Consider the following 21,316-nt stretch of genomic DNA (forward strand, 5'->3'; position numbering starts at 1 on the left):
CTACTTTCCTCCGTTCGCAATCTTCGGCGAGCCTAAATGCCGTTCAAGAATTATCCCTGCGTCGAGAAGTGCGGGGTCGCTCCATCTCGGGCCTATGAGCTGGAGGCCTACGGGAAGTTTGTCCGCGTAACCCGTGAAGAATGACAGTCCGGGAAGTCCGGCCAAGTTCACGGGCAGGGTGTACAGGTCAGCCTCGTAACCCTTCATCTCGTCGTCGTCCGTCTCGCCAATCTTCCACGCCATGTTGGGGCTTGCAGGCTGAAGGATGAAGTCGCACTCTCCGAACGCGCGCGCGAACTCCTGAGCAATCAGAGTACGTACCTTTGTCGCCGCAACGTAGTATTCTTCACAGCGTGTAGGCTCAGTGAGGCACGTACCAGCTATGATTCTCGACTTCACTTCCGCACCGAAACCCTCAGACCTCACGCGCTCGAACATCTCTTTGATGCCCGCCGCGTCCTTCACCGTGTAGCCCAGCCTCACCCCGTCGTAACGTTCAAGGTTCGTGTGTGCCTCGCTCATCGCAAGAGCGTAGTAGCACCCGACCGCGTACTTCGAGACCACAGGCAGTGAGACTTCAACGATTTCTGCTCCCTGTTCCTCGAGAACCTTCCTCGTTTTCGTGAGTGCGTCGGCTATCGGGGCATCAAGCGTGAAGCTCTGGAACTCCTTGACCAGTGCAACACGTTTACCCTTGATGCTGACATCCTCGCGGTACGTGAAATCATGATCCTTGTCGCGGAAACTGCTGGAGTCCATCGGGTCATGGCCGGAAATAACCGACATAACTATCTGCAGGTCTCTCACCGTGCGCGCGAAAGGCCCTATCTGGTCGAGCGACGAGCCGTAGGAGATTAGCCCGTACCTGCTCACCATTCCGTAAGTGGGCTTGAGGCCGTAAACTCCGCAGAAAGACGCAGGCTGACGAATTGAACCCCCCGTGTCGCTCCCGAGCGAGAACGGAACGTAGCCCGCACTCACTGCCGCTGCACTTCCGCCACTTGAGCCGCCGGGAACGCGCGAAATGTCGTTAGGGTTGTGCGTCGGGCCGAAGGCGGAATTTCCGCACGTGTTGCCCATCGCGAACTCGTCCATGTTCGCCTTGCCCATAAGGACAGCTCCTGCCTCATGAAGATTCTTCCATGCAGTTGCGTCGTACGGAGGCCGCCAGTCCCCGAGAATCTTGCTCGCGGCTGTCGTGCGGATACCCTTAGTGCAGAGGTTGTCCTTCAGGATTGTGGGGATTCCGGCGAGGAGTCCGGCACTCTCTGCGGGAGGGTTGCTGTCGGTGCGGGTGATTAGGGCGTGAATCTCCGGCTCTAACGTGTCAATTCTTGCCTTGCAGGATGCCCATAACTCTGCGGCAGAAAATTTCCTGTCCTTCAAGCCCTGTATTGCGTCATGTAAATTCAGTTCGTACAGTTCCATGCTATTCGCCCTCCATTATTCTGGGAACTTTGAAGTATGAGCCGTCTACATGCGCGCTCTCGTGGAGGATTGCTTCTGTGTCCGCAAACGGTATCACCTTGTCGTCGCGTAACGGGCACTCGATGGCTTCGGCAAAACTGAAAGGCTCTACGTCCTTGAGGTCGAGCTCCCTGAAGCTGTCCAGCACCTTAAGGAAGTTGTTGATGTAACGGGTTGCGCCTGCGAGTTCCTGTTCCGTGAGAAGGAGGCGGGACTCTAGGGCAATCTCGTTTACCTGTTCGCTGGTAAGTATCACGAAATTAACTCTCCTTTGTCGTAATGGGATAAATTCGGTGTGTATTATATCAGTGTGAGTGTGAGGAGAACTTGTGCTTTGCTGAGGCGGTAAAATTATCGGGACAAAGCATTATTCAGGAGGTAAACAAATGGCTTACACGATAAAGGAGATGTCCGAACTTACCGGCCTTCCTGCCTCAACGCTGAGATATTACGACAAGCAGGGGCTTTTGCCTAACCTCAGGCGCGACCAGAACAATATACGCATCTTCAGCGAGGAAGATTACCGTATGCTCAGGCTCATCGACTGCCTCAAACGCTCGGGACTGTCCATCAAGGACATCAAGCACTTCATTGACCTGTCAGGGCAGGGAGAAACCGCCCTCACCGAAAGGCTGGAGATATTCCGCCGAAGAAGGGAGCTCCTACAGCAGGAGATGGCAGAGCTTCAGGAAGTCTTGGGCATAATAGAATACAAGTGCTGGTACTACGAACAGGCCTGCGAGGCCGGCAATGAATCAGCAGTCAAAGACTCTGACGTTCCCGAAAAGTTCAGGAAGGCACGCGCTCAGCTTCAGGGGCACATTGATTAACCCGCCCTTCAACCCGCTATAATGGCCGGAAAATTTCCGTGAGGGGGAATAACTATGATTTACCGCGACTTGGGAGCAACAGGCCTGAAGGTCAGCGAGATAGCTTTAGGCTGCGAGGGCATGAACGAAGACAACTGCACGATGTGCGCACGTTTGTTTGACGTTGCAGAGGCAAAGGGCATCAACTATTTCGACCTGTACTCGCCGAAGCCGGAATTGCGTTCAGCCATTGGACGTGCACTCAAGGGACGAAGGGAGAAGTTCATCATACAGTCTCACTTGTGCTCAGTGTGGCAGGACGGGCAGTACAAACGCTCGCGCAACCTTCCAGAGGTCAAGGCAGCTTTTGAGGACTCGCTTCGTCTTCTCGGTGTTGAGTGCATTGACGTGGGAATGATTCACTACTGCGACGCTCTCGATGACTGGGAGACCATCATCAGCAACGGCATTCTTGATTACGCGCGCGAACTCAAAACCGCCGGAAAGATAAAGCACATCGGCCTGAGCAGCCACAATCCGCAGGTAGCATTGAAGGCTGTTGAGAGCAGGAGCATCGAGGTTCTGATGTTCAGCGTGAATCCGTGCTACGACCTTCAGCCAGCAAGCGAGGACGTTGAAGACCTCTGGGCTGACGAGAAATACGCAGAGCACCTCACGAACATGAACCCTGAACGCCAGAAGCTCTACGAGACCTGCGCTTCTCTGGGCGTGGGAATAACCGTCATGAAGTGTTTCGGCGGCGGAGACCTCCTCAACGCTGAACTGTCCCCCGCAGGCGCGGCACTCACCGTCAACCAGTGCATAGCTTACGCGCTCTCGCGTCCGGCGGTTGCGTGTGTCTTGGCCGGAGCTCACAGCGTCGAACAGCTCGAGGAGTCTGCGGCCTACGAGGAAGCACCGGCAAGTGAGAGGGATTACGCACTTGCGCTGGCTTCATTCCCGAAAATCAGCTGGGAAGGTCATTGCATGTACTGTTCACACTGCGCACCGTGCCCGAAGAAGATAGACATTGCCGCCGTAACGAAATTCCTGAACCTCGCAGAAGCAGGACAGTCTGTGCCCGAGACAGTCAGGGAACATTACGCAGTCCTTGAGCACCACGCCGGAGAGTGCGTAGGGTGCGGATTGTGCGAGAGGCGATGCCCGTTCAAGGTGAAAGTCCGCGCGAACATGAGCCGGGCACAAAAAGTCTTCGGGCTGTAAAACGTAACGTAAAAATATTGCCGTTATCCGCCGAAACTGTGATTAAGGATTCCATTTCGTTAATGCAGGAGGCGGATTTTTCTATCATGATGATAGATACCAGACACACAATCACTATGGCATACAACGCCCTGACCTCCACAAACCAAGCCCTTGAGAGGACAGCACGGGCACTCTCTACGGGGCTGAAAGCGGCTGTGTCAGCTGATGATGCTTCTGGTGTTGCGATAGGCACGAGCAAGTCAGCGCAGGCGGCGGGCGTGGACAGGGCGATACGCAATTCACAGGACGGGATTTCTCTTCTCCAGACGGCAGAAGGCGGCCTCAATCAGATCAACTCAATGCTTCAGAGAATGCGTGAACTCTCAATGCAGGCAGCCAACGATACCCTTACCACACAGGACAGAAGCTATCTTCAGCTCGAGATCGCGGAACTGCGCAAGAACATCGACAACGTAGCGAGCAACACGACATTCAACAGCAAGAGACTTCTTGACGGGAGTTCGTCGGCTATCTGGTCATCGAACGACGCGACAACTAAGCTGAAGGTTACGGGCGCGCTCACGGAGATAGACCCGTTCGGCCAGAGGAAGCCGATTGAGGGCAACTTCAGGATAGAGGTCAAAGCCAAAGCCGGACAGGCAGAAGTCCAGAAGACGAACATCTTCAGCCTGACAGTTGCGGAAGAGTACATGGAGACCGAGACAGTGCGTGTCCCTCTGACACCTTCAACTTCTCCAACTCCTGAAGTCAAGCCGAAAGTTCCAGCCAAACCTAATGAAGAGATAAACATAGAGACCGGCGTAAGCTCGTCCGGCGCAACTTCAGGGGACGGCTGGAGTTTCAGCGGCGGAGTCTTGAGCATAACGGGCGACGGGAAATATAGCATTGTAGGCACAAATTCCGTTACCACAAACAGGGTTGAAGTCAAAGAGGGCGTGAAAGCTACTGTGTTCCTTAATGATGTCAATATCGATGTCAGTGCGACAAGCTACACATCAGCTTTCGACATACGCGGAGCTTCGGTTGATATGTACCTTTCGGGAACGAACACCCTCAAGAGCGGTTACGATGCTTCAGGCCTGCAGGTTCAGGATGTGCTTTCGACAGGCAGCAAGGGCTCGCTGACAATAAACAGTGCTTCGGGGTACGGCTCTGAAGAAGGAACGCTGAATGCATCATGCGAGAGCGGATGTGCGGCCGGCATAGGAGGAGCGTGCTACACCTCAAGAGATATGTCTCCTTCGGGATGGTGCGGTTCTGTCGGCGGGATAACGATAACCGGCGGAACAATCAACGCTACAGCCAAAGGTCCGGGCGCAGGTATAGGAGGAGGCGGATACTCCAGCAGCTACCTCAACAGGCCCGGCTCACACGTCAATGTAACCATCAACGGCGGAGACGTTACGGCCAAGAGCAACGGAAGCGGTGCGGGCATCGGGAGCGGAGCAGGTTCACGCACGACCGAATACAGCAATGTTGACCAGATAGTAATCTCCGGCGGAACGGTGAACGCGCAGGGTACAGGCGGAGGCGCGGCAATCGGAGGAGGAACGGGAAGCAACAGCGGAAAGATTCTCATCACCGACAAAGCCAAAGCGAACTTGACCGTTGACGGCTGGATTGACACGGAGAACGGAAACACTGAACCTATAGGACGCGGGCTCAACGGCCTCTTTGACGACAACGACACAGAAGCATTAATCAAGAAGGTACGTATCCGCGAGACGACACTTGCCGAGATTTCGCAGTTCTACGACGCTTCATCACGCTTCATGCTCACCGAACCTCAGACCATCACGATAACTCAGGGCAACAGCAGGACGACATCCTTCACGCTGTACAGCTCTGACACAATCAGCGAGGCGGCCAAGAAGATTAATGACGCGATTGCTGACGGTCTCGGACAGGCGCAGTACACAGACAGCAGGGAGCACTTCTGCACAGTTGCCGACGGCACAAAGAACACCTCAGAGTCAGTGAGGAGCGAAGCTGATGCAGTCTACCAGCCCAAGTACCAGAGGAACGCTGACGGCAAACTCGAGCTCGACAAGTTCGGCAAACCGATAGAGCTTGACGGAGAAGGCGATCTTGTGGGCTACACGGAGAGAGGTACTCTGCTGATCCGTTCTGCTGTCGCCGGAGAAGCGGGAAGGCTGAAGTTCTCTGCCGAGAGCAACGACCTCATCAACGCGCTCGGGCTCAACACGATTCAGGAAGCCGCAGAGAACGTGTTTACGGCCTCAGTGTTCAACGCGCACACCGGCAGTGTTATAGCCAGCAACATGGAATGTGAAGGCAACGTCCTAGTCGGCGCGCTCGGTTCTAATGCAAGCATAGAGTTTGACCCGATGGCCAACGTCAGCGCATCGTGGAACGAGAAGACCAAGAGTTACGTCCTAAGCAGCGAGAAAAGTGCTTACGTTACGACCATACATGTTTCTGACAGGAGCACGTCATTCCAGATAGGGCAGGGAGAAGGCGAGGACATCTATATCAGCATAGGAGACATGAGGTCAGCTTCACTCGGGCTTGACAGGGTTGACGTTCTGACCCGCGAAAGTGCTGCAAGCTCCCTGACTCTTCTTGATGCCGCAATCCACAAGGTAGGCATACAGCGTTCACGCGTCGGCTCGTACCAGAACGAGCTCGAGTACAACGCCAACAGCCTCCAGCAGACGGGGCTTCACCTTCAGGAATCAGAGAGCCGTATAACTGATGCTGACATGGCGACGGAATACATGGAGTTCGTAAAGTTCCAGATACTGAACCAGACGGGCAGCTCAATGCTTGCACAGGCGAGCCAGAACGCGCAGTCAATAATGAACGTCCTAGCACAGTAAAAACAACGCAAGGGGTTAGGGGGTGAAGCTGCTCCCTAATCCCTGTCCTTCAGCCACGCAGCAATTTCGGGCGCATGGTACGTGATGATGATGTCCGCTCCCGCCCGCGCAATGCACGTTACGGCTTCAAGCACGGCCCTTCTCTCGTCAAGCCATCCCTGAGCTGCCGCCGCCTTAATCATCGAGTATTCCCCGCTCACGCAGTAACTCCCGACGGGAACATTCACCGCCGCCTTTACGGTCTTGAGAACGTCGAGGTACGGCAGGCCGGGCTTCACCATGACCATATCCGCCCCCTCCTCAACGTCAAGCTGTGCTTCTTTGACGGCTTCCCTTACGTTGCGCGAGTCCATCTGGTAGGTCTTTCTGTCCCCGAAAGCCGGAGCAGAACCCGCCGCTTCACGGAACGGCCCGTAGAACGCAGAGGCATACTTCACCGCGTAAGAGAAGATGATTGTGTTGTGGAGACTGTTTGCGTCGAGGGCTTCACGGATTGCGCGGGTGTGTCCGTCCATCATGTCGGAAGGAGCTACGATGTCCGCACCTGCCGCCGCCTGCGAGACTGCGACGCGCGATAACAGCTTCAGCGTCTCGTCGTTGTCCACGTAACCGTCCCGGATTACCCCGCAGTGTCCGTGCGAGGTGTATTCGCACATGCAGACATCGCCGATTACCGTAAGCTCAGGAAATTCGCGCTTGGCCGTGCGTATCGCCTGCTGGATCACTCCGTTCTCGTCCCACGCGGAACTTCCGCACTCGTCCTTGTGCTCGGGTATCCCGAACATCAGAACGCCGCCGATGCGTGAACTCGCCGCACGTTCGAGCACTCGCGGCAGGGTGTCGGGGCTGTAACGTTTCTGGCCGGGCATCGCGGGAATGTCCTCGATGATGTTGTGTCCCTCGCGCACAAAGACAGGGTACACGAACATTGACGCGGCTAACCGTGTCTCACTCACCATGTCGCGGATTGACTGTGTTAAGCGCAGCCTTCTAGGCCGTATAATCATGAATAATCCTCAGTCCTTCCTCAAGATATACTGACGGCGTGAACTTCAGGATTCTTTCAGCGAGGTCTATTGACGCGGAAGAATGAAGTATGTCTCCGTCCCTTGCCGGTTCATGCGAGCACTTGGCCGGTGTTCCGGGCGCAAATACAGCGTAGATTTTCCCTAACAGCTCGTTGAGGCTCGTACGTACTCCGCAGCCCACGTTGAAGACTTGTCCCGACACACCAGAACTCAGTGCCGCAAGGATGTTCGCTTTCACGACGTTCTGAACCGCGCAGAAGTCCCGTGTCTGTTCGCCAGTGCCGTAGATCACCGGGACATTGCCCGCCTTCACAGCGTCAATCCATCTCGGGATAACCGCCGCGTATGCACCGTTAGGGTCTTGTCTCGGGCCGAAAACGTTGAAGTACCGCAAGCCAACGCACTCAAGGCCGTACACCCGCGCGAAGAACTCCGCGTAAATCTCGTTGATGTATTTCGTCATCGCGTAGGGTGAGAGTGATTTTCCCGTTACTGCTTCGACTTTCGGCATGGTCTCATCATCACCGTAGACCGCGCTTGATGATGCATAAACCACGCGCTTGACGTTCGCTTCACGGGAGGCCTGAAGGATGTTCGCGAAGCCGGACACGTTGACTTCGTGGTAATGCAGGGGCTCAGCCAGAGACTCGGGGACTGACGCAAGAGCAGCATGATGCAGGACGTAATCACACCCGCTCACAGCTTCACGGCACGTGTCGATGTCCGTTATGCTCCCGTCGAGGAACATGAACGTACCTTCCCCGCCCGAAGCCTTCAAGGCGGCGTTGATGTTGGCGATGTTGCCCCTGCTGAAGTCATCGAGACCGGCAACCTCCTGGCCAAGAGACAGCAGAGCTTCCGTCAGGTGCGAGCCGATGAACCCTGCCGCGCCGGTAACTAGCCAGCGGTGAGGAGCATCAATGAGGCCTGAGAGAATTTCCGGGTAACGTGTCATTTCTTGATGGCGAGTATGCGGAGCTTCCTCGTGCCTCTGGGAGTCTTCACCAGAACTTCATCCCCCATTGAGTGTCCAGAGATTGCCTGCCCCACAGGACTCCTCTGCGAGATTCGCTGAATGCCGTCAGAGGACATTGCTGCTCCCGACAATTCCTCCGAGCCCACAAGGTCATACGTGTACTGCTTGCCCGCCGCGTCGAGATCCTCAAGAGTGATTCGCAGCCCCACGCCTGCGCGGGTTGTGTCGAGCTTGTCGTCGTCTATTACCGTTACGTTCCCCAGAATCTTCTCGAGGTCAGCTATCCTGTTCTCGAGCTTGCTCTGTTCGTCTTTGGCGGCGGCGTATTCCGCGTTCTCGCTGAGGTCTCCGAATGCGCGTGCCTCTTCAAGCTGGCGCGCAATTTCCTGACGCTTCACTGTGCGGAGGTTAGTGAGCTCTTCGCTTAGACGCTCGTAACCGCTGCGGGTCATCTCTGTTTTCTTTGCTGGCAAAATACTTCACCTTCATCATAAAATTTTTGCGTGGATATTATAGAATATAGTTTACCCTAACATGAAAGGACGTAATGTTTTATGGCACAGTTCGAGAATTATGCTCCGTATTCCGCAGGGCTGGACTCCGTTGATGCAGTCAATGCCCTCTTCAGGAAAGTCTATCAGTACATGGCGGCCGGCCTCATCCTTACTGCTCTTGCCGCCTACCTCACAGCCTCAAGCCAGTTCATGATTCGCCTGCTGTTCTCGTCGAGAGCACCGATGCTGATACTTGTTTTCGTGGAGCTGGCATTGGTTTTCGGTATCAGCGCGGGCATCAACAAACTTTCGGCGGAAAGCGCACGTACCCTCTTCTTCATCTACAGCATCATCAACGGCCTCATGATCTCGGCGGTGCTTCTGGTCTACACTCAGGAGTCAGTCGCCAAAGCCTTCTTCTCCGCCGCCGGAATGTTCGGTGCAATGAGCATCTACGGAATCTACACGAAAAGAGACCTCTCAGTTTTCGGGAGCTTCCTCACAATGGGACTGTTCGGGCTGATTACCGCGCTAATGATTAATATGTTCTTTGGGTCATCAATAGCGGATATGTACATCAGCGTCTTCGGGATAATTATCTTCTTGGGACTGACAGCGTATGACACGTCCAAGATTAAGGCTCTCGCAGCATCATACGAGGGACGGGACGAAGCAATGAGCGGGAAGATTGCTGTTCTCGGTGCGCTGAACCTGTACCTTGACTTCATCAACCTCTTCCTGTACCTGGTGAAACTTTTCGGGAAACACAGAGACTAACAGCTAACAATTACCCCCTGCGTTGAGTGCGGGGGGTATTTTTTTCGCTCACTTCTTGCCGGGAACCCACTGCAAGCCCCAGCTGTATGCCTCGTCCATCTGCTCATGGCCGCTGAAGAACCGCACCAGCTTCTCCACGCTGAAGGCCGAGTCGTTGACGTTCTCCAGCATCGCGATCGCGCACATCCTCCCCTTCGCGCCGTATTCGTCCATCCTCACGATGATGTCCCTGTTGCCCGGACACTTCACCGTAACCACGCCGTCAGCTTCCTGCCAGTTCGCAACTCCCTCGTAGATGAACGTGTACACGAGAATCCTGCGTATCATGCGAATCTTCCTGCCATTGACGCGCAAGTTCTCTCCGCCCGCAACATCGCCCGTCCTGTCGTCGCCGTCAAGTGCCGCAAAAGGAGGGTACTCCAGACTACCGAAGCTGTTGCCCAGTGCCTGAACTGCTCCTTTAGTGCCGTCCTTGAGCTCGAACAGGCAGCCGAGATCGAGGTCTATCGCGCCGCCTTTTCCCCCGCCGAACAGCGAGGACAAAAGCCCCTTGCTGGCCGTGCCTTTGTGCCAGTTGAGGTTGATGATGATTTCGCCGGAGGGCTTCTCGAGGTTCACCTTCTGACCCTTGCGGAGTTCGACGGGCTTTGTTGACGGAGGAGGGGAAGCAGGAGAAGGCATCGATACGCCGTATTCCTTCATGAGGTCGCTCATTCCGCCGTTGAAGCCGGAAGCTGTCGCGGCAAAACGCCATTCCCCGCCCTTCTGGTAGAGCTCTGCGGCAACAACTGCGCGTTCATCGTGAAAATCCGCCCCCGTGAGCTGCAGCGTCAGGGCGTTGCTCACCGAGAGGTTCAGCGACGAGACATCACGCATTGTCCCGGAGGAGAGTACGTTCACGGTGAAGAGCACGTGAGACACTGCGGGAGGAATATCCGTGAGCCTGAACGTCATGCCGTGTTCTTCAGCCTTCCCGGAATCGCTGATGAACCAGCACTTGCACTCGTATTTTCCCGACCCGGAAACGGACATCTTCACGTCCACTGGCTGCCCGGCATCAAGAAAACTGCTCAGCTTTGTGCGGAATCCCTTCTCCGCCTGCATCACACGTTCACTCCGAAGTTCAGGCACAGCGCGCGAAGTCCGCCCTTGAAGCCCGAGCCGATCGCGTTGAACTTCCACTCGCCTGCGTGGCGGTAAAGTTCTCCGACAACTATAGCTGTCTCAACAGAGAAATCTTCTCCCAAGTCGTAGCGTATGAGCTCCTCGCCGCTTGCCTCATCGACTATGCGTATGTAGGCGTTGGCGACCTGCCCGAAATTCTGCTTGCGGTCGTCAGCGTCATAGATCGTTACGGTGAACGCTACCTTGTCCACGCTCGGAGGAAGTTTCTTCAGGTCAACGCGTATAACTTCGTCGTCGCCGTCCCCTGCGCCAGTGAGGTTGTCGCCGGTGTGCTCTACTGCTCCTGATGAGTGCTTGAGGTTGTGGTAGAAGATGAAGTCCGCATCACTGGAGACTTTGCCGTTCGGGCCGAGAAGGAAGGCTGATGCATCGAGGTCGAAGTCAAACCCTCCGTCGTACTTCTTTACGTCCCAGCCGAGACCGACGAGAATCTTCGCGAGACTGGCATTACCCTTAGTGAGGTCGGTTTTCTGTCCCTTGACGAGATTGATAGGCATGAATAATCCTCCCTGAATGCTAAAATTTTCACCAATTATAGCAAGAGAGGTGGATGTTCAGTGAGAAGGATTATCGCGGTTATGCTGCTGCTGGCTGCTTCGTCTGCGTACGGAGGGAGCTGGGACATCGTCATTGCCGGAGGAGGAACAGGAGGGACTGCCGCCGCGATTCAGGCTTCGCGAATGGGAGCACGGGTGCTCGTCGTCGAGAGAACCACGATGCTCGGAGGACAGGCTACAGCCGCAGGAGTCTCAACGATGGATGACCTAAGCGGGCAGATGAGCGGCCTCTACCGCGAGCTTATGGAGAGAGCAGAAGAATATTATTCAGCGCGCGGAAAGAGTATGCGGACGTGTTACTGGTACGCGGAGAACAAAGCCTTTGAGCCCCACGTCGGACGAATGATTCTCGCGGAGATGGCCAAGAGTGCGGACATCCTCTACCGTTCGGAGGTTGTAGCGGTAAGCCCTGACGCAGTAACCATTCTCACACCAGACGGCACAATCACGGCGGGGTATAAGGTACTCATTGACGCAACGGAGTACGGTGATGTTATCCCTCTGGCGGGAGCAGCGTACCGTGCGGGCAACAGCTCAACGCCGGACATCAACCCCCGCGCAATGATTCAGGACATCACGTGGACGGCGATAATGAGGAAGTACCCCGACGGAGTTCCTTTGCACCTTCGGCCAAGTTCCCCGCTTCCGGGCTGGGAGCAGGCACGCAAGAACTACACCGAGTACGTCGCCGAGAGCGGAGACACCTTCAGGGGCACGTACCCCGTTGAACAGCCCGTAGACTTCGCGACGCACAACGCCTATCGCGGACTGCCGGACTCCTCCAACGACGGAAACTTCTCTTCAGAGACGGGACGCTGGGACTTGTGCACCAAAACCAGCGTGAACTGGGGCAACGATTACCCGGGACAATATATGTGGGGAGACAAGTACGGCCTTCCTGTCAGCTACCTAGAGAGCAGAGACCTCCGCGCAAAAGTCGAACGCGACGCACTCATCAAGACCCTGCACTTCGTCTGGTACGTACAGAATGAGCTTCATGAATCGTGGTCAGTCGACGCGGACGAGTACAACGAGCTTCCCGAAGCCGCGAAGAATCTTCCGCCCGAGTGGCAGGAGATTGCCCGGCACATGCCGCCGATACCTTACGTGAGAGAGAGCCGCCGAATCATCGGCAAGCGCACAATAACTTCCGCTGAACTCTACCGCAACTCCTTGAGCTACCAGCGCGGAAACAAGGGCAACAATTTTTCCAACGCAATAGCCGTCGGAAGGTACACGCTGGATTTGCATCACTCGTTCTCTGATGAAGATATGGACATGGGGGAGCGCGAGGAGCACATGATTTCGCGCACGCCTGTCGGGAATTTTCAGGTGCCGCTGGACGTGCTGATACCCGCTAGCGTTGACGGCTTCTTGGCCGCCGAGAAGAACATCTCCGTCTCACGCCTTGCCGCCGGAGCATTGAGGTTACAGCCCATAACGATGATGACGGGGCAGGCCGCCGGTGTCTTGGCCGCACTCTCGGTGAAGGAAGGGTTACAGCCCCGCGACGTGAAAGCACTTCACGTTCAGAGGGTATTGCTTGATGCTGGGGTACCGATTTCGCTGGCGAGGTACTATGATGTTCCGAGAGGGCACAGGCATTACGGCGCAGTTCAGCTGTCGGACGTGTACGGACTGCTTGAGCCGGTGAGCTACCCGAACGGCGGACGCAGGGGAGTATTCGGCGTTGATGAAGTGATTTCGCCGGAGGACATCACGAGGCTTCAGGCCAAGACCAGCGCGGTTTTGCGGGCGGACATGACCAGAGGCGAAGCACTCGAGGCTGTGATTGCGGCTATGCAGTGATGTATTTGACGTTCCGGCCGAGTGATTTGATGTGCATCTTCATGAACGCCGGAATCTCCTTCCCTCCGTGCCTCACCGTAACTAACGACTTCTTCACGTTCACGCTCTCGATGCCGAAACGTTCCCCGAAGTTCCGTACAGCTATCAGCCCGATAAGGTAACTCACGTCCTGCGGCAGAGGCCCGAACCTGTCGCGTATCTCGCTCACCATCGCTTCGAGCTCGTCCGGCCCGACGGTGTTAAGCATCCTCCTATACATTGTGATTCTCACGTCGTCCTGCGGAATGTAGTGCTCAGGGATAAACCCGCTCCCTCTGTCCGACGTAACCTCGATGAGTTTCCGGCTCTGCACTCCGCGAAGTTTGTTGAGCTCCTGCTCAAGCATTCGGTAGAACAGGCTGAAGTTCCCGTGAGCATTGCCGTGCTGCTTTGTGCCTCCTGCCTCTCCGCCTCCCCTGATGTCGAGGTCTCTGCGCGCAATCTCGTAGCCGCTCCCGAGCTCGGTCATTGTAGCGATTGCCTCGATGCGGTCGAACGTGTCCTGATTCAGGGCTTCCTTGTCGGGGTAGAAGAAGTACGCAAACGCCTTCTCGCCGCGCCGTCCTACTCTGCCCCTCAGCTGGTACATCTGCGCCAAGCCCAGCTCCTCCGAGTTGTCGATAATGATTGTGTTCGCGCGTCCGACATCAAGCCCGCTCTCAATTATCGTCGTCGCAAGGAGAATGTCCGTCTTGCCAGCGTAGAACGCCAGCATTGCCGCTTCAAGCTCCTTCTCCGGCATCTGACCGTGAGCCTTGCTGATGTTCGCCTCCGGGAAAAACGCACGAAGCATCTTCTCGTATTCCGGCATACGTGAAATCTTGTTGCTCAGGAAGTACACCTGACCTCCCCTGTTGAGCTCGTAGGTTATCGCCCGGCGAATCGTGCCGGGACTGAACGCGCCTGTGTAGGTTGTTACCGGCAGCCTGTCTTCAGGAGGTGTCGACAGAACAGAGATGCTACGCAGGCCGCGAAGGGACATCGCTAACGTTCGCGGTATGGGTGTTGCCGACAAGCTCAGGATGTCAACGCCGCTGTACGTGCGCTTCAGGCTCTCCTTGTGCATCACGCCGAAACGGTGTTCTTCATCAATTATCAGCAGGCCAAGATTCTTGAAGGCTGCTCCCTTCTGCAAGAGCTTGTGCGTACCGATGAGAATGTCTGTCCTGCCTTCCGCTGTGTCAGCAATCGTTTTCTTGGTCTCTTTCGCATTGATGAAGCGAGAGAGCAACCCCACTTTTATCGGGAAACCCGCGAGCCGTGAAGTGAACGTGCTGTAGTGCTGCTGGGCAAGTATCGTCGTCGGAACGAGCACGCACACCTGAAAGCCTGACGTTACAGCACGGAAAGCAGCCCTCATAGCTACTTCCGTCTTGCCGAAACCAACATCACCGACAAGCAGCCTGTCCATCGGGAATTTGCCCGACATGTCGGACATTATCTCGTCAATCGCCTTGAGCTGGTCAGCCGTCTCGTTGAACGGAAACGCCTTCACGAAGTCAGCATACATCTCGCCGTTCGGGGCAAAAGGTTCACGGCGTGCAAGCTCCCTCTTCGCGTAAATCTCCATCAGAACGCGGGCTTCTTCCTGCGCGCGCTCCTGAGTTTTCTGCGCGTTCCTGCGCCATGCCTTGCCCCGCAGTGTGTCGAGCTTCACGGCCTCGCTCTCGTGTTCGTTGAGGGCAGTTACCTTGTCAGACTGCAGAACAGGAATCAACAGCCGTTCGTCGTCCGCAAACTCTATCGCAAGAACATCAAGAGGCAGCCCGCCGTCTTTTATGGTCTCGATGCCCCTGAATATCCCTGTGCCGTAGTCCTCGTGAACGACGAGCTGTCCTGCAGAGAGTTTTCCGCCTTCAAGCCAGTCGTTGGGGGTACGTCTCTGCGGCAAAATCACAGCGGCATTCACGCCGGAGAGCTCGCGGTCGGAGATGAAGGCTGTCTGCCTGTTCCTGTCGATGAAGCCGGATGACAGCACTCCACCGTGAATCGTGTAGGGCAGCTTCTGAAACACCGGGTTGTTCGTGAAGACCTCGACGGCAAATCCGTTCTTCGTGAGCTGTTCACACAGGCCCAGAATCACGCTGTCGTCGCCCTTGAAGGCAGGGAGCGGGTCGGTCATCAGCACAGTGTCGGACTTCATGGGGTCGGACGTTACGCGCACGATGGGATAATTCGCGAGAGTGCCGTAAACCTTCGTCCACGCGTCAACCCAGTAGCCAGCTTTGACCTCAGAGAACACTTCGCGCCACAGCCACATGAACGCTTCGGCCTGCTGCTCGGTCTTGGCCGGGTCGCACAGCATTATCACCGTCTCGGCGGGCAGGAGGTCGTGAGGCTGTGCGGGACGCGCCTCAGTTATCCCGTGAAGAGCAACCTCCTCGAGCGACATCAGAGCCTTGCTGCTGGTCTGTGTTGCGGGGTCAAAGCTGCCTATCCTCTCCAGCTCCTCGTCGAAGAACTCGAACCTCAGGGGCATTGCGTGCGCGGGGTCGAACACGTCAAGGATGTAGCCTCTCTGTACGTACTGTCCGGGCGACCACACGAGATTCGAGCGTTTGTAGCCGTAAAGCTCAAGCCACTCCTTAACCTTCTCCGCGTCGAAAGGTTCGTTCTTCGAGATCGTCAGCTTCTTTCCGCCGATGAGGCACGATGACATCAGCGCGCCGGGTGATGCCGCCATTACACCGCACGACTCACGCCAGCGCAGGATGGTTTCGCCGCGCTCGAGGAGCAGTGCCGGAAGTCCGTCGGTCTCTGAGGTCAGCGGAAGTTCGTTGAGCAGGAAGGCCGGGCGGTCGGGGTGAAGTGTCCTGAAGTCCTGAATGAACGTGCTTGCCTGCATCGTGTCGGGGAGTATCGCGAGGGTCTGCGTGCCGGAAGGTGCCATGTATGCGCGGGCACTCAGGCCGGAACGCTCGAGGATGGTTTTGTTGCGCAGGGCTCGGGTTAATGCTTTGACGACGGGAAGGTTCTTCACGGATTGCTATCTCCAGACAATTTAGGATTCCCGAATTATAACACGGCCAATCTGCTACAATACCCGTCAACAATTCCCATGATACTAATTACTTAAGGAGACAAAGTTTACTGTGAAGAAGATAGCTTTTATCGGTGCAGGCAGAATGGGCAAGCCTATGCTTAAGAATCTCATAAAGCTCGGGTTTGAAGTTCACGTGTTCGCGCGCTCAATAATGAAGGTCTACGACGTTATCAGCAACGGAGCGAAATACCACAGCACAATCTACGACTGCGTGAAGGACTGCGAGGTAGTGATTACGGTGCTGGGTTTCCCGAAAGACGTTGAGGAGGTGTACTTTGCGACGGGAAAAGTTCTCGACAGCGCAAAGGAAGGCACGTACATTATCGACATGACCACAACCAGCCCTGCCCTCGCGAAGATGATTAACGAGGAGTGCACGAAGAAGGGGCTTCACTTCCTTGATGCTCCTGTTACTGGAGGAGTAGCCGCCGCGAAGACCGCCGCACTGTCAATCATGGTCGGAGGAGACGAAGAGGATTACAGGATGTGCCTTCCGCTTTTCCGCGCGATGGGTACGAACATCAATTACATGGGAGAAGCGGGAATGGGACAGCACACGAAGCTGGCGAACCAGATAATGATTGCCGGAGCACTTGCGGGAGTCTGCGAGGGAATGACCTACGCGCGGAGCATCGGGCTGGACATGCCGAAGTTTCTGCGGGCAGTTTCGACGGGAGGGGCAGGGTCTCACCAGCTCGACAGTGCAGGGCCGAAGATTCTCGACAGGGATTTTACGCCGGGCTTCTCGGTGAAACATTTCGTGAAGGATATGCTCCTCGCAATCGACGAGGCTAAGAAGGAGTACCTGAACCTTGACGTTCTTACGCTGGTCATGAGCCACTTCAACTACCTCGAGGATGACGGCTTCGGCGAGAACGGGACGCAGGTTCTCATCAAGTACTACGGAGGCTGATTCAGCATGGACGCTGCTGCAGATTTCATCGAACGCTGGCAGGGCAGAGGCGACGAGAAGAGCGACACGCAATCTTTCTGGGATGAACTTCTTCATGACGTTCTTGGAATAGAGAACCCTACACGCTATATCGACTTTGAGAAGAAAGTTAGAATCAAGCACGTCAAGTTCATCGATGCCTACATACCTTCAACCCGCACAATCATCGAGCAGAAGAGTCCGGGCGTTAATCTTGATGACGCGTTCGAGCAGGCCAAGAATTACTACGACAACGTACCCTACAAGGAGCGCGGGCAGTACATCATAACCTGCGACTTCAGGGAGTTCCGCATTTACGACATGAACAGGCCGACAGAACCGCCGGAGGTTATCCCTCTCGCTGAGATTACTCCCGAGAAGCTGGCCTTCCTCGTCGTCCCTGAACGCGAACTCACGCACGAAGAGAAAATTTCCCGCAAAGCAGGAGAACTCGCGCAGACACTCTATGATTACCTCCTCAACAAGTACATCAACAAGAACGACACCGCCGCCCGCGAGAACCTCAACATCTTTTGCGTCCGGTTAGTGTTCCTGCTGTACGCTGAGGACTCCAAGCTCTTCGAGAAGGCACAGTTCCATGATTACCTCAAGCCCCGCGCAAAAATGGCACGCACCGCCCTAACTGAACTTTTCCGCGTCCTCAACATCAAGGAACAGAACAGAGACCCCTACCTTGAGACTGACCTTGCGGCCTTCCCTTACGTCAACGGCGGATTGTTCGACAAAGCTGCTCCCCTTCCGCCGCTCGATGATGAGGCACTGCGCATTATCCTCGAGGACATGAGCGAGGGCTTCGACTGGTCAGAGATAAGCCCCCCGATTTTCGGCGCAATCTTTGAGAGCATCCTCAACGACGAGACGCGCAGGGTTGAAGGCTCGCACTACACATCCCTTGAGAACATCCACAAGGTCATTGACCCGCTGTTTCTCGATGCACTAACCGCAGAAGCAGACTCCCTCATTGCGGCCAAGCCAGCGCGTGCAAAACTCTTAGCCTTCCAGAAGAAGCTGGCATCCTTAACGTTCTTAGACCCCGCCTGCGGTTCGGGCAACTTCCTCACAGAAACTTACCTTTCATTACGCAAGCTCGAGAACAGAATCATTCGCGCACTTGCCAGCCTGTCCTACAAGCCCGCCAAGAACGAGAAGCTGATACGCGTATCAATCTCCCAGTTCTACGGTATAGAGATTAACGATTTCGCGGTGGCTGTTGCACGTACTGCCCTGTGGATTGCCGAAGCCCAGATGTGGATTGCAACGCAGAAAGAGGACGAACGCCAGACCTTCATTGAGTACTACGGCGACTTCCTGCCCCTCAAGAGCGAAGCCCGCATCAAACACGCAAACGCACTCCGCATAGACTGGGCTGACCTCATCCCCAAGAAGAAGCTCTCCTACATCATGGGCAACCCTCCCTACAGAGGCGCGCGCATAATGGCCGGAACTCAGAAAGAGGACATCACCTCAATCTTTCACGGACAGTACAGGCCCGGCGATCTGGATTACGTGTGCTGCTGGTACAGAAAGGCTTTCGACTTCATCAAGGGCACGGACATCCGGGCGGCTCTCGTCTCGACGAACAGCATAAATCAGGGCGACACTGTGGCCATGTTCTGGAAGCCCCTGACTGATGACGGACTGCACATAGATTTTGCGCACAGAACCTTCGTGTGGAACAGCGACGCAGCGGAGAAGGCACATGTTCACTGCATGGTCATCGGGTTCTCCGACAAGCAGGGGGGCGGCGTGATTTACGACGGGGGCTATGCGTTTCCCGCGAGGCACATCAACGCGTACATTATCGACGCGCCGGACTGGTACATCTTCAGCCGCAATCTCCCTCTGTGCGACGTGCCCCCTATGCGAATCGGCAACAAGCCCATTGACGGAGGCTTCTACCTGTTCACGCAAGAGCAGTACGAGGAGTTCATCAGGATAGAGCCGCGCGCAAAACCTTTCTTTCACGCGTGGTACGGCGGGCAGGAGTTCCTGTACAACGAGCCGCGAATGTGCCTGTATCTCGGGAACTGTTCGCCTCACCAGATAAAGATGATGCCGGAATGCTACAAGAGGGTTGAGGCAGTGAGGCAGTACAGGCTCGCGAGCAAGAGCAAACCCACGCAGAAGCTCGCGGACACGCCGACAAGGTTTCACGTTGAGACGTTTCCGAAGGGGAGCTATATCGTCATCCCTAAGACCTCCTCAGAGAAGCGCACGTATATTCCGATGGGATTCCTTGATGACTCTGTGATGATTGCCGACAGCCTGAGGGTAATTCCTGATGCTACGCTGTATCATTTCGGGGTTCTGGAGAGCCTGGCTCATATGGCGTGGATGAGGGTTGTAACGGGACGGCTGAAGAGTGATTACAGTTACTCGAACACGCTGGTGTACAACTGCTTTGTGTGGGCTGACGTGAACGCAGAGCAGAGGGCGCGGATTGAGGCGGCTGCGAAGGCGATACTGGATGCGCGGGCACTGTACCCGGACTCGTCGCTGGCGGAGCTGTATGACGAGACGCTGATGCCGATAGAGCTCCGGCGTGCGCACCGTGAGAACGACGAGGCGGTTCGGGAGGCGTACGGGTGGCCTGCGGGGATTGGGGAGCTGGAGATGGTGGAGCGGCTTGTGGGGCTGTACGAGGAGCGGACGAAGGACGAGAGGAGGTGAAGATGATGGAGACGACGATGACGAAGAAGAGGCGGAGCTACGTGTTCGACCGGAAGCTGACCGACGAGGAGGTTCACGAGCTGATAGAGAACTACGAGTACACGCCGGACTTTGAGGACGACGGTGTGCTGTGGGACAGGTTTGGGAATCCTACGGAGTCGATGATTCGCTGGACGTACGAGAGGGATCACGGGCTTCTTGAGTACGAGGGGCCGTTCACGCCTGACGAGTTCAGCGACTGGCTGGAGGAAGTATGCGCGGAGGCAGATGCGGAGATAGCAGAAGATGAGGCACGCAGAACCAAGCAGCAAATTCCGGCGTGATTTGAGGCGCGTGCGGGGAGGAATATACGGGGGGCTTCTGTCTCGCGGCGGAGAGGTCGACAGGGTTGTACGTATGCTTGAGGCTGGAGCGTCTCGGGAGCCATGCCGAGATTTTTGGGATGTGAGAGGAGGTGAGAATGATGGAAGCAGTACAGACGAAGAAGAGGCAGAGCTACGTGTTCGACCGGAAGCTGACGGACGAGGAGATAGAGGAGCTCATAGAGAATTACGACTATGACCCGAAGTATCTCGACCCGGATTACGACGACGGCGGCACGGAGCTTGAGCCTGCTTATGACAGGTTCGGGAATCCTATGGAAGCGTTGATTCGCTTAATGTACGAAAAACGGCACGGGCTGGTTCAGTACAGCGAACCCATGACGCTTGATGAACTTTTTGCGGAATGGGCACAGATCTACGAGGAGACGAGCCATGAGAGAGATTAGAGAACGAAGCGACTTCAAGCGGGCCTTGAAGCACTTAAGTAGGGGAACATACCGCAATCTTCTTGTGAGACCTGACGGGGAACTCTGGCAGGTTGTGAGAAAACTTGCCAATGATGAATCTCTTGTGCCCAAATACAGAGACCACGCTCTGCATGGAGACTTGGAGGGCAGCCGCGAGTGCCACATCAGGCCTGATCTTTTGCTTGTGTACACGTACGATGGCGATTATCTGGTTATACTTGACATGATCGGAAGCCACGCTGAACTTTTCGGCATGTAACACAGCGGGGGTGCAACTTTTGTTCATCCCCGCAAATTAATTCTCAGCTGATATAATTACCTCAATCCCAATTTTCACAATATATTTCCACCCAAAATTTTCTGAGGAGGTAGAACTATTTATGGACTACGCAAAGGAATCACTCAGGCTTCACGAGCAGTGGAAGGGCAAGATTGAGGTAATCGCCACCGTCCCCGTCGCCACGAAAGACGACCTGTCGCTCGCGTACACTCCCGGCGTTGCTGAACCGTGCCTCGCGATTCAGAAGGATGTCGGCAGGAGCTACGACCTCACCCGCAGGCACAACCTGTGTCTTGTCGTTACGGACGGAAGCGCGGTACTCGGACTCGGGGATATAGGCCCTGAAGCAGGAATGCCCGTCATGGAGGGCAAG

The 21,316-nt window shown here is 55.6% G+C and carries 19 protein-coding genes; 11 read left to right on the forward strand and 8 right to left on the reverse strand.

Annotation, left to right across the window (positions count from 1 at the left end; all coding sequences use genetic code 11):
- Both gatA and gatC read right to left on the reverse strand, forming a co-directional pair.
- A complete protein-coding gene (gene gatA / locus IJT02_05560; protein ID MBQ7544393.1) occupies positions 1–1,428 on the reverse strand; it encodes an Asp-tRNA(Asn)/Glu-tRNA(Gln) amidotransferase subunit GatA in 1,428 nt (475 codons plus the stop codon).
- Position 1,429: 1 nt separating this feature from the next.
- Positions 1,430–1,723 (reverse strand): Asp-tRNA(Asn)/Glu-tRNA(Gln) amidotransferase subunit GatC, encoded by a 294-nt coding sequence (gene gatC / locus IJT02_05565; GenBank protein MBQ7544394.1) that lies wholly within the window; start codon positions 1,721–1,723, stop codon positions 1,430–1,432.
- Between the two features lie 130 nt (positions 1,724–1,853).
- Here gatC and IJT02_05570 point away from each other — a divergent pair, with 130 nt between their 5' ends.
- The 3 genes from IJT02_05570 (at position 1,854) to IJT02_05580 (ending at position 6,343) form a co-directional block, all read left to right on the forward strand.
- Positions 1,854–2,297 carry a MerR family transcriptional regulator gene (locus IJT02_05570; GenBank protein MBQ7544395.1) on the forward strand — a complete coding sequence of 148 codons (444 nt, stop codon included), beginning with the start codon at positions 1,854–1,856 and terminating at the stop codon, positions 2,295–2,297.
- 54 nt (positions 2,298–2,351) lie between these two features.
- A complete protein-coding gene (locus tag IJT02_05575; GenBank protein MBQ7544396.1) occupies positions 2,352–3,500 on the forward strand; it encodes an aldo/keto reductase in 1,149 nt (382 codons plus the stop codon).
- An 86-nt stretch (positions 3,501–3,586) separates the two neighbouring features.
- Positions 3,587–6,343, forward strand: coding sequence for a hypothetical protein (locus tag IJT02_05580; protein ID MBQ7544397.1), 2,757 nt, complete (start codon positions 3,587–3,589; stop codon positions 6,341–6,343).
- A gap of 35 nt (positions 6,344–6,378) precedes the next feature.
- Here IJT02_05580 and hemB read toward each other — a convergent pair whose 3' ends face one another.
- Genes hemB through greA form a run of 3 tightly spaced genes read right to left on the reverse strand, consistent with a single transcriptional unit; the run spans position 6,379 to position 8,799 of the window.
- Entirely contained in the window at positions 6,379–7,350 is a 972-nt protein-coding gene (hemB, locus tag IJT02_05585; protein MBQ7544398.1) for a porphobilinogen synthase, read from the reverse strand.
- On the reverse strand, positions 7,334–8,326 hold the full coding sequence (locus tag IJT02_05590; GenBank protein ID MBQ7544399.1) for an SDR family oxidoreductase: 993 nt from the start codon (positions 8,324–8,326) through the stop codon (positions 7,334–7,336). The genes hemB and IJT02_05590 overlap by 17 nt, the downstream gene beginning before the upstream one ends.
- Positions 8,323–8,799: a transcription elongation factor GreA gene (gene greA / locus IJT02_05595; GenBank protein ID MBQ7544400.1), complete on the reverse strand. Its 477-nt coding sequence runs from the start codon at positions 8,797–8,799 to the stop codon at positions 8,323–8,325. The genes IJT02_05590 and greA overlap by 4 nt, the downstream gene beginning before the upstream one ends.
- Before the next feature lie 102 nt (positions 8,800–8,901).
- Between greA and IJT02_05600 the strand changes: the two genes are divergently transcribed.
- On the forward strand, positions 8,902–9,618 hold the full coding sequence (locus IJT02_05600; protein MBQ7544401.1) for a Bax inhibitor-1/YccA family protein: 717 nt from the start codon (positions 8,902–8,904) through the stop codon (positions 9,616–9,618).
- A 48-nt stretch (positions 9,619–9,666) separates the two neighbouring features.
- On the opposite strand, the gene IJT02_05605 is transcribed toward IJT02_05600, so the two are convergent.
- Both IJT02_05605 and IJT02_05610 read right to left on the reverse strand, forming a co-directional pair.
- Complete coding sequence (locus tag IJT02_05605; GenBank protein MBQ7544402.1) at positions 9,667–10,749, reverse strand: TerD family protein; 1,083 nt, start codon at positions 10,747–10,749, stop codon at positions 9,667–9,669.
- Positions 10,722–11,300: a TerD family protein gene (locus tag IJT02_05610; protein MBQ7544403.1), complete on the reverse strand. Its 579-nt coding sequence runs from the start codon at positions 11,298–11,300 to the stop codon at positions 10,722–10,724. Before IJT02_05610 ends, IJT02_05605 begins: the two co-directional genes overlap by 28 nt.
- A gap of 60 nt (positions 11,301–11,360) precedes the next feature.
- Between IJT02_05610 and IJT02_05615 the strand changes: the two genes are divergently transcribed.
- Positions 11,361–13,169, forward strand: a complete 1,809-nt coding sequence (locus IJT02_05615) for an FAD-dependent oxidoreductase (protein ID MBQ7544404.1) — start codon at positions 11,361–11,363, stop codon at positions 13,167–13,169.
- Here IJT02_05615 and IJT02_05620 read toward each other — a convergent pair.
- Positions 13,159–16,188, reverse strand: a complete 3,030-nt coding sequence (locus tag IJT02_05620) for a DEAD/DEAH box helicase (GenBank protein MBQ7544405.1) — start codon at positions 16,186–16,188, stop codon at positions 13,159–13,161. The genes IJT02_05615 and IJT02_05620 overlap by 11 nt on opposite strands.
- Positions 16,189–16,300: 112 nt before the next feature.
- Between IJT02_05620 and IJT02_05625 the strand changes: the two genes are divergently transcribed.
- The 6 genes from IJT02_05625 to IJT02_05650 all read left to right on the forward strand — a co-directional run.
- Complete coding sequence (locus IJT02_05625; GenBank protein ID MBQ7544406.1) at positions 16,301–17,164, forward strand: NAD(P)-dependent oxidoreductase; 864 nt, start codon at positions 16,301–16,303, stop codon at positions 17,162–17,164.
- A gap of 6 nt (positions 17,165–17,170) precedes the next feature.
- The gene (locus IJT02_05630; GenBank protein ID MBQ7544407.1) at positions 17,171–19,873 is read left to right on the forward strand and encodes a class I SAM-dependent DNA methyltransferase; all 2,703 of its coding nucleotides are present in this window, start codon (positions 17,171–17,173) and stop codon (positions 19,871–19,873) included.
- A gap of 2 nt (positions 19,874–19,875) precedes the next feature.
- The gene (locus IJT02_05635) at positions 19,876–20,196 is read left to right on the forward strand and encodes a hypothetical protein (GenBank protein MBQ7544408.1); all 321 of its coding nucleotides are present in this window, start codon (positions 19,876–19,878) and stop codon (positions 20,194–20,196) included.
- A gap of 137 nt (positions 20,197–20,333) precedes the next feature.
- Positions 20,334–20,642: a hypothetical protein gene (locus IJT02_05640; GenBank protein MBQ7544409.1), complete on the forward strand. Its 309-nt coding sequence runs from the start codon at positions 20,334–20,336 to the stop codon at positions 20,640–20,642.
- Entirely contained in the window at positions 20,629–20,922 is a 294-nt protein-coding gene (locus IJT02_05645; GenBank protein MBQ7544410.1) for a type II toxin-antitoxin system YafQ family toxin, read from the forward strand. The genes IJT02_05640 and IJT02_05645 overlap by 14 nt, the downstream gene beginning before the upstream one ends.
- 121 nt (positions 20,923–21,043) lie before the next feature.
- Positions 21,044–21,316: NADP-dependent malic enzyme (locus IJT02_05650; GenBank protein ID MBQ7544411.1), on the forward strand; the 273-nt coding region annotated here is incomplete at its 3' end.

This window comes from Synergistaceae bacterium (assembly GCA_017450125.1).
GTDB lineage: Bacteria > Synergistota > Synergistia > Synergistales > Aminobacteriaceae > JAFUXM01.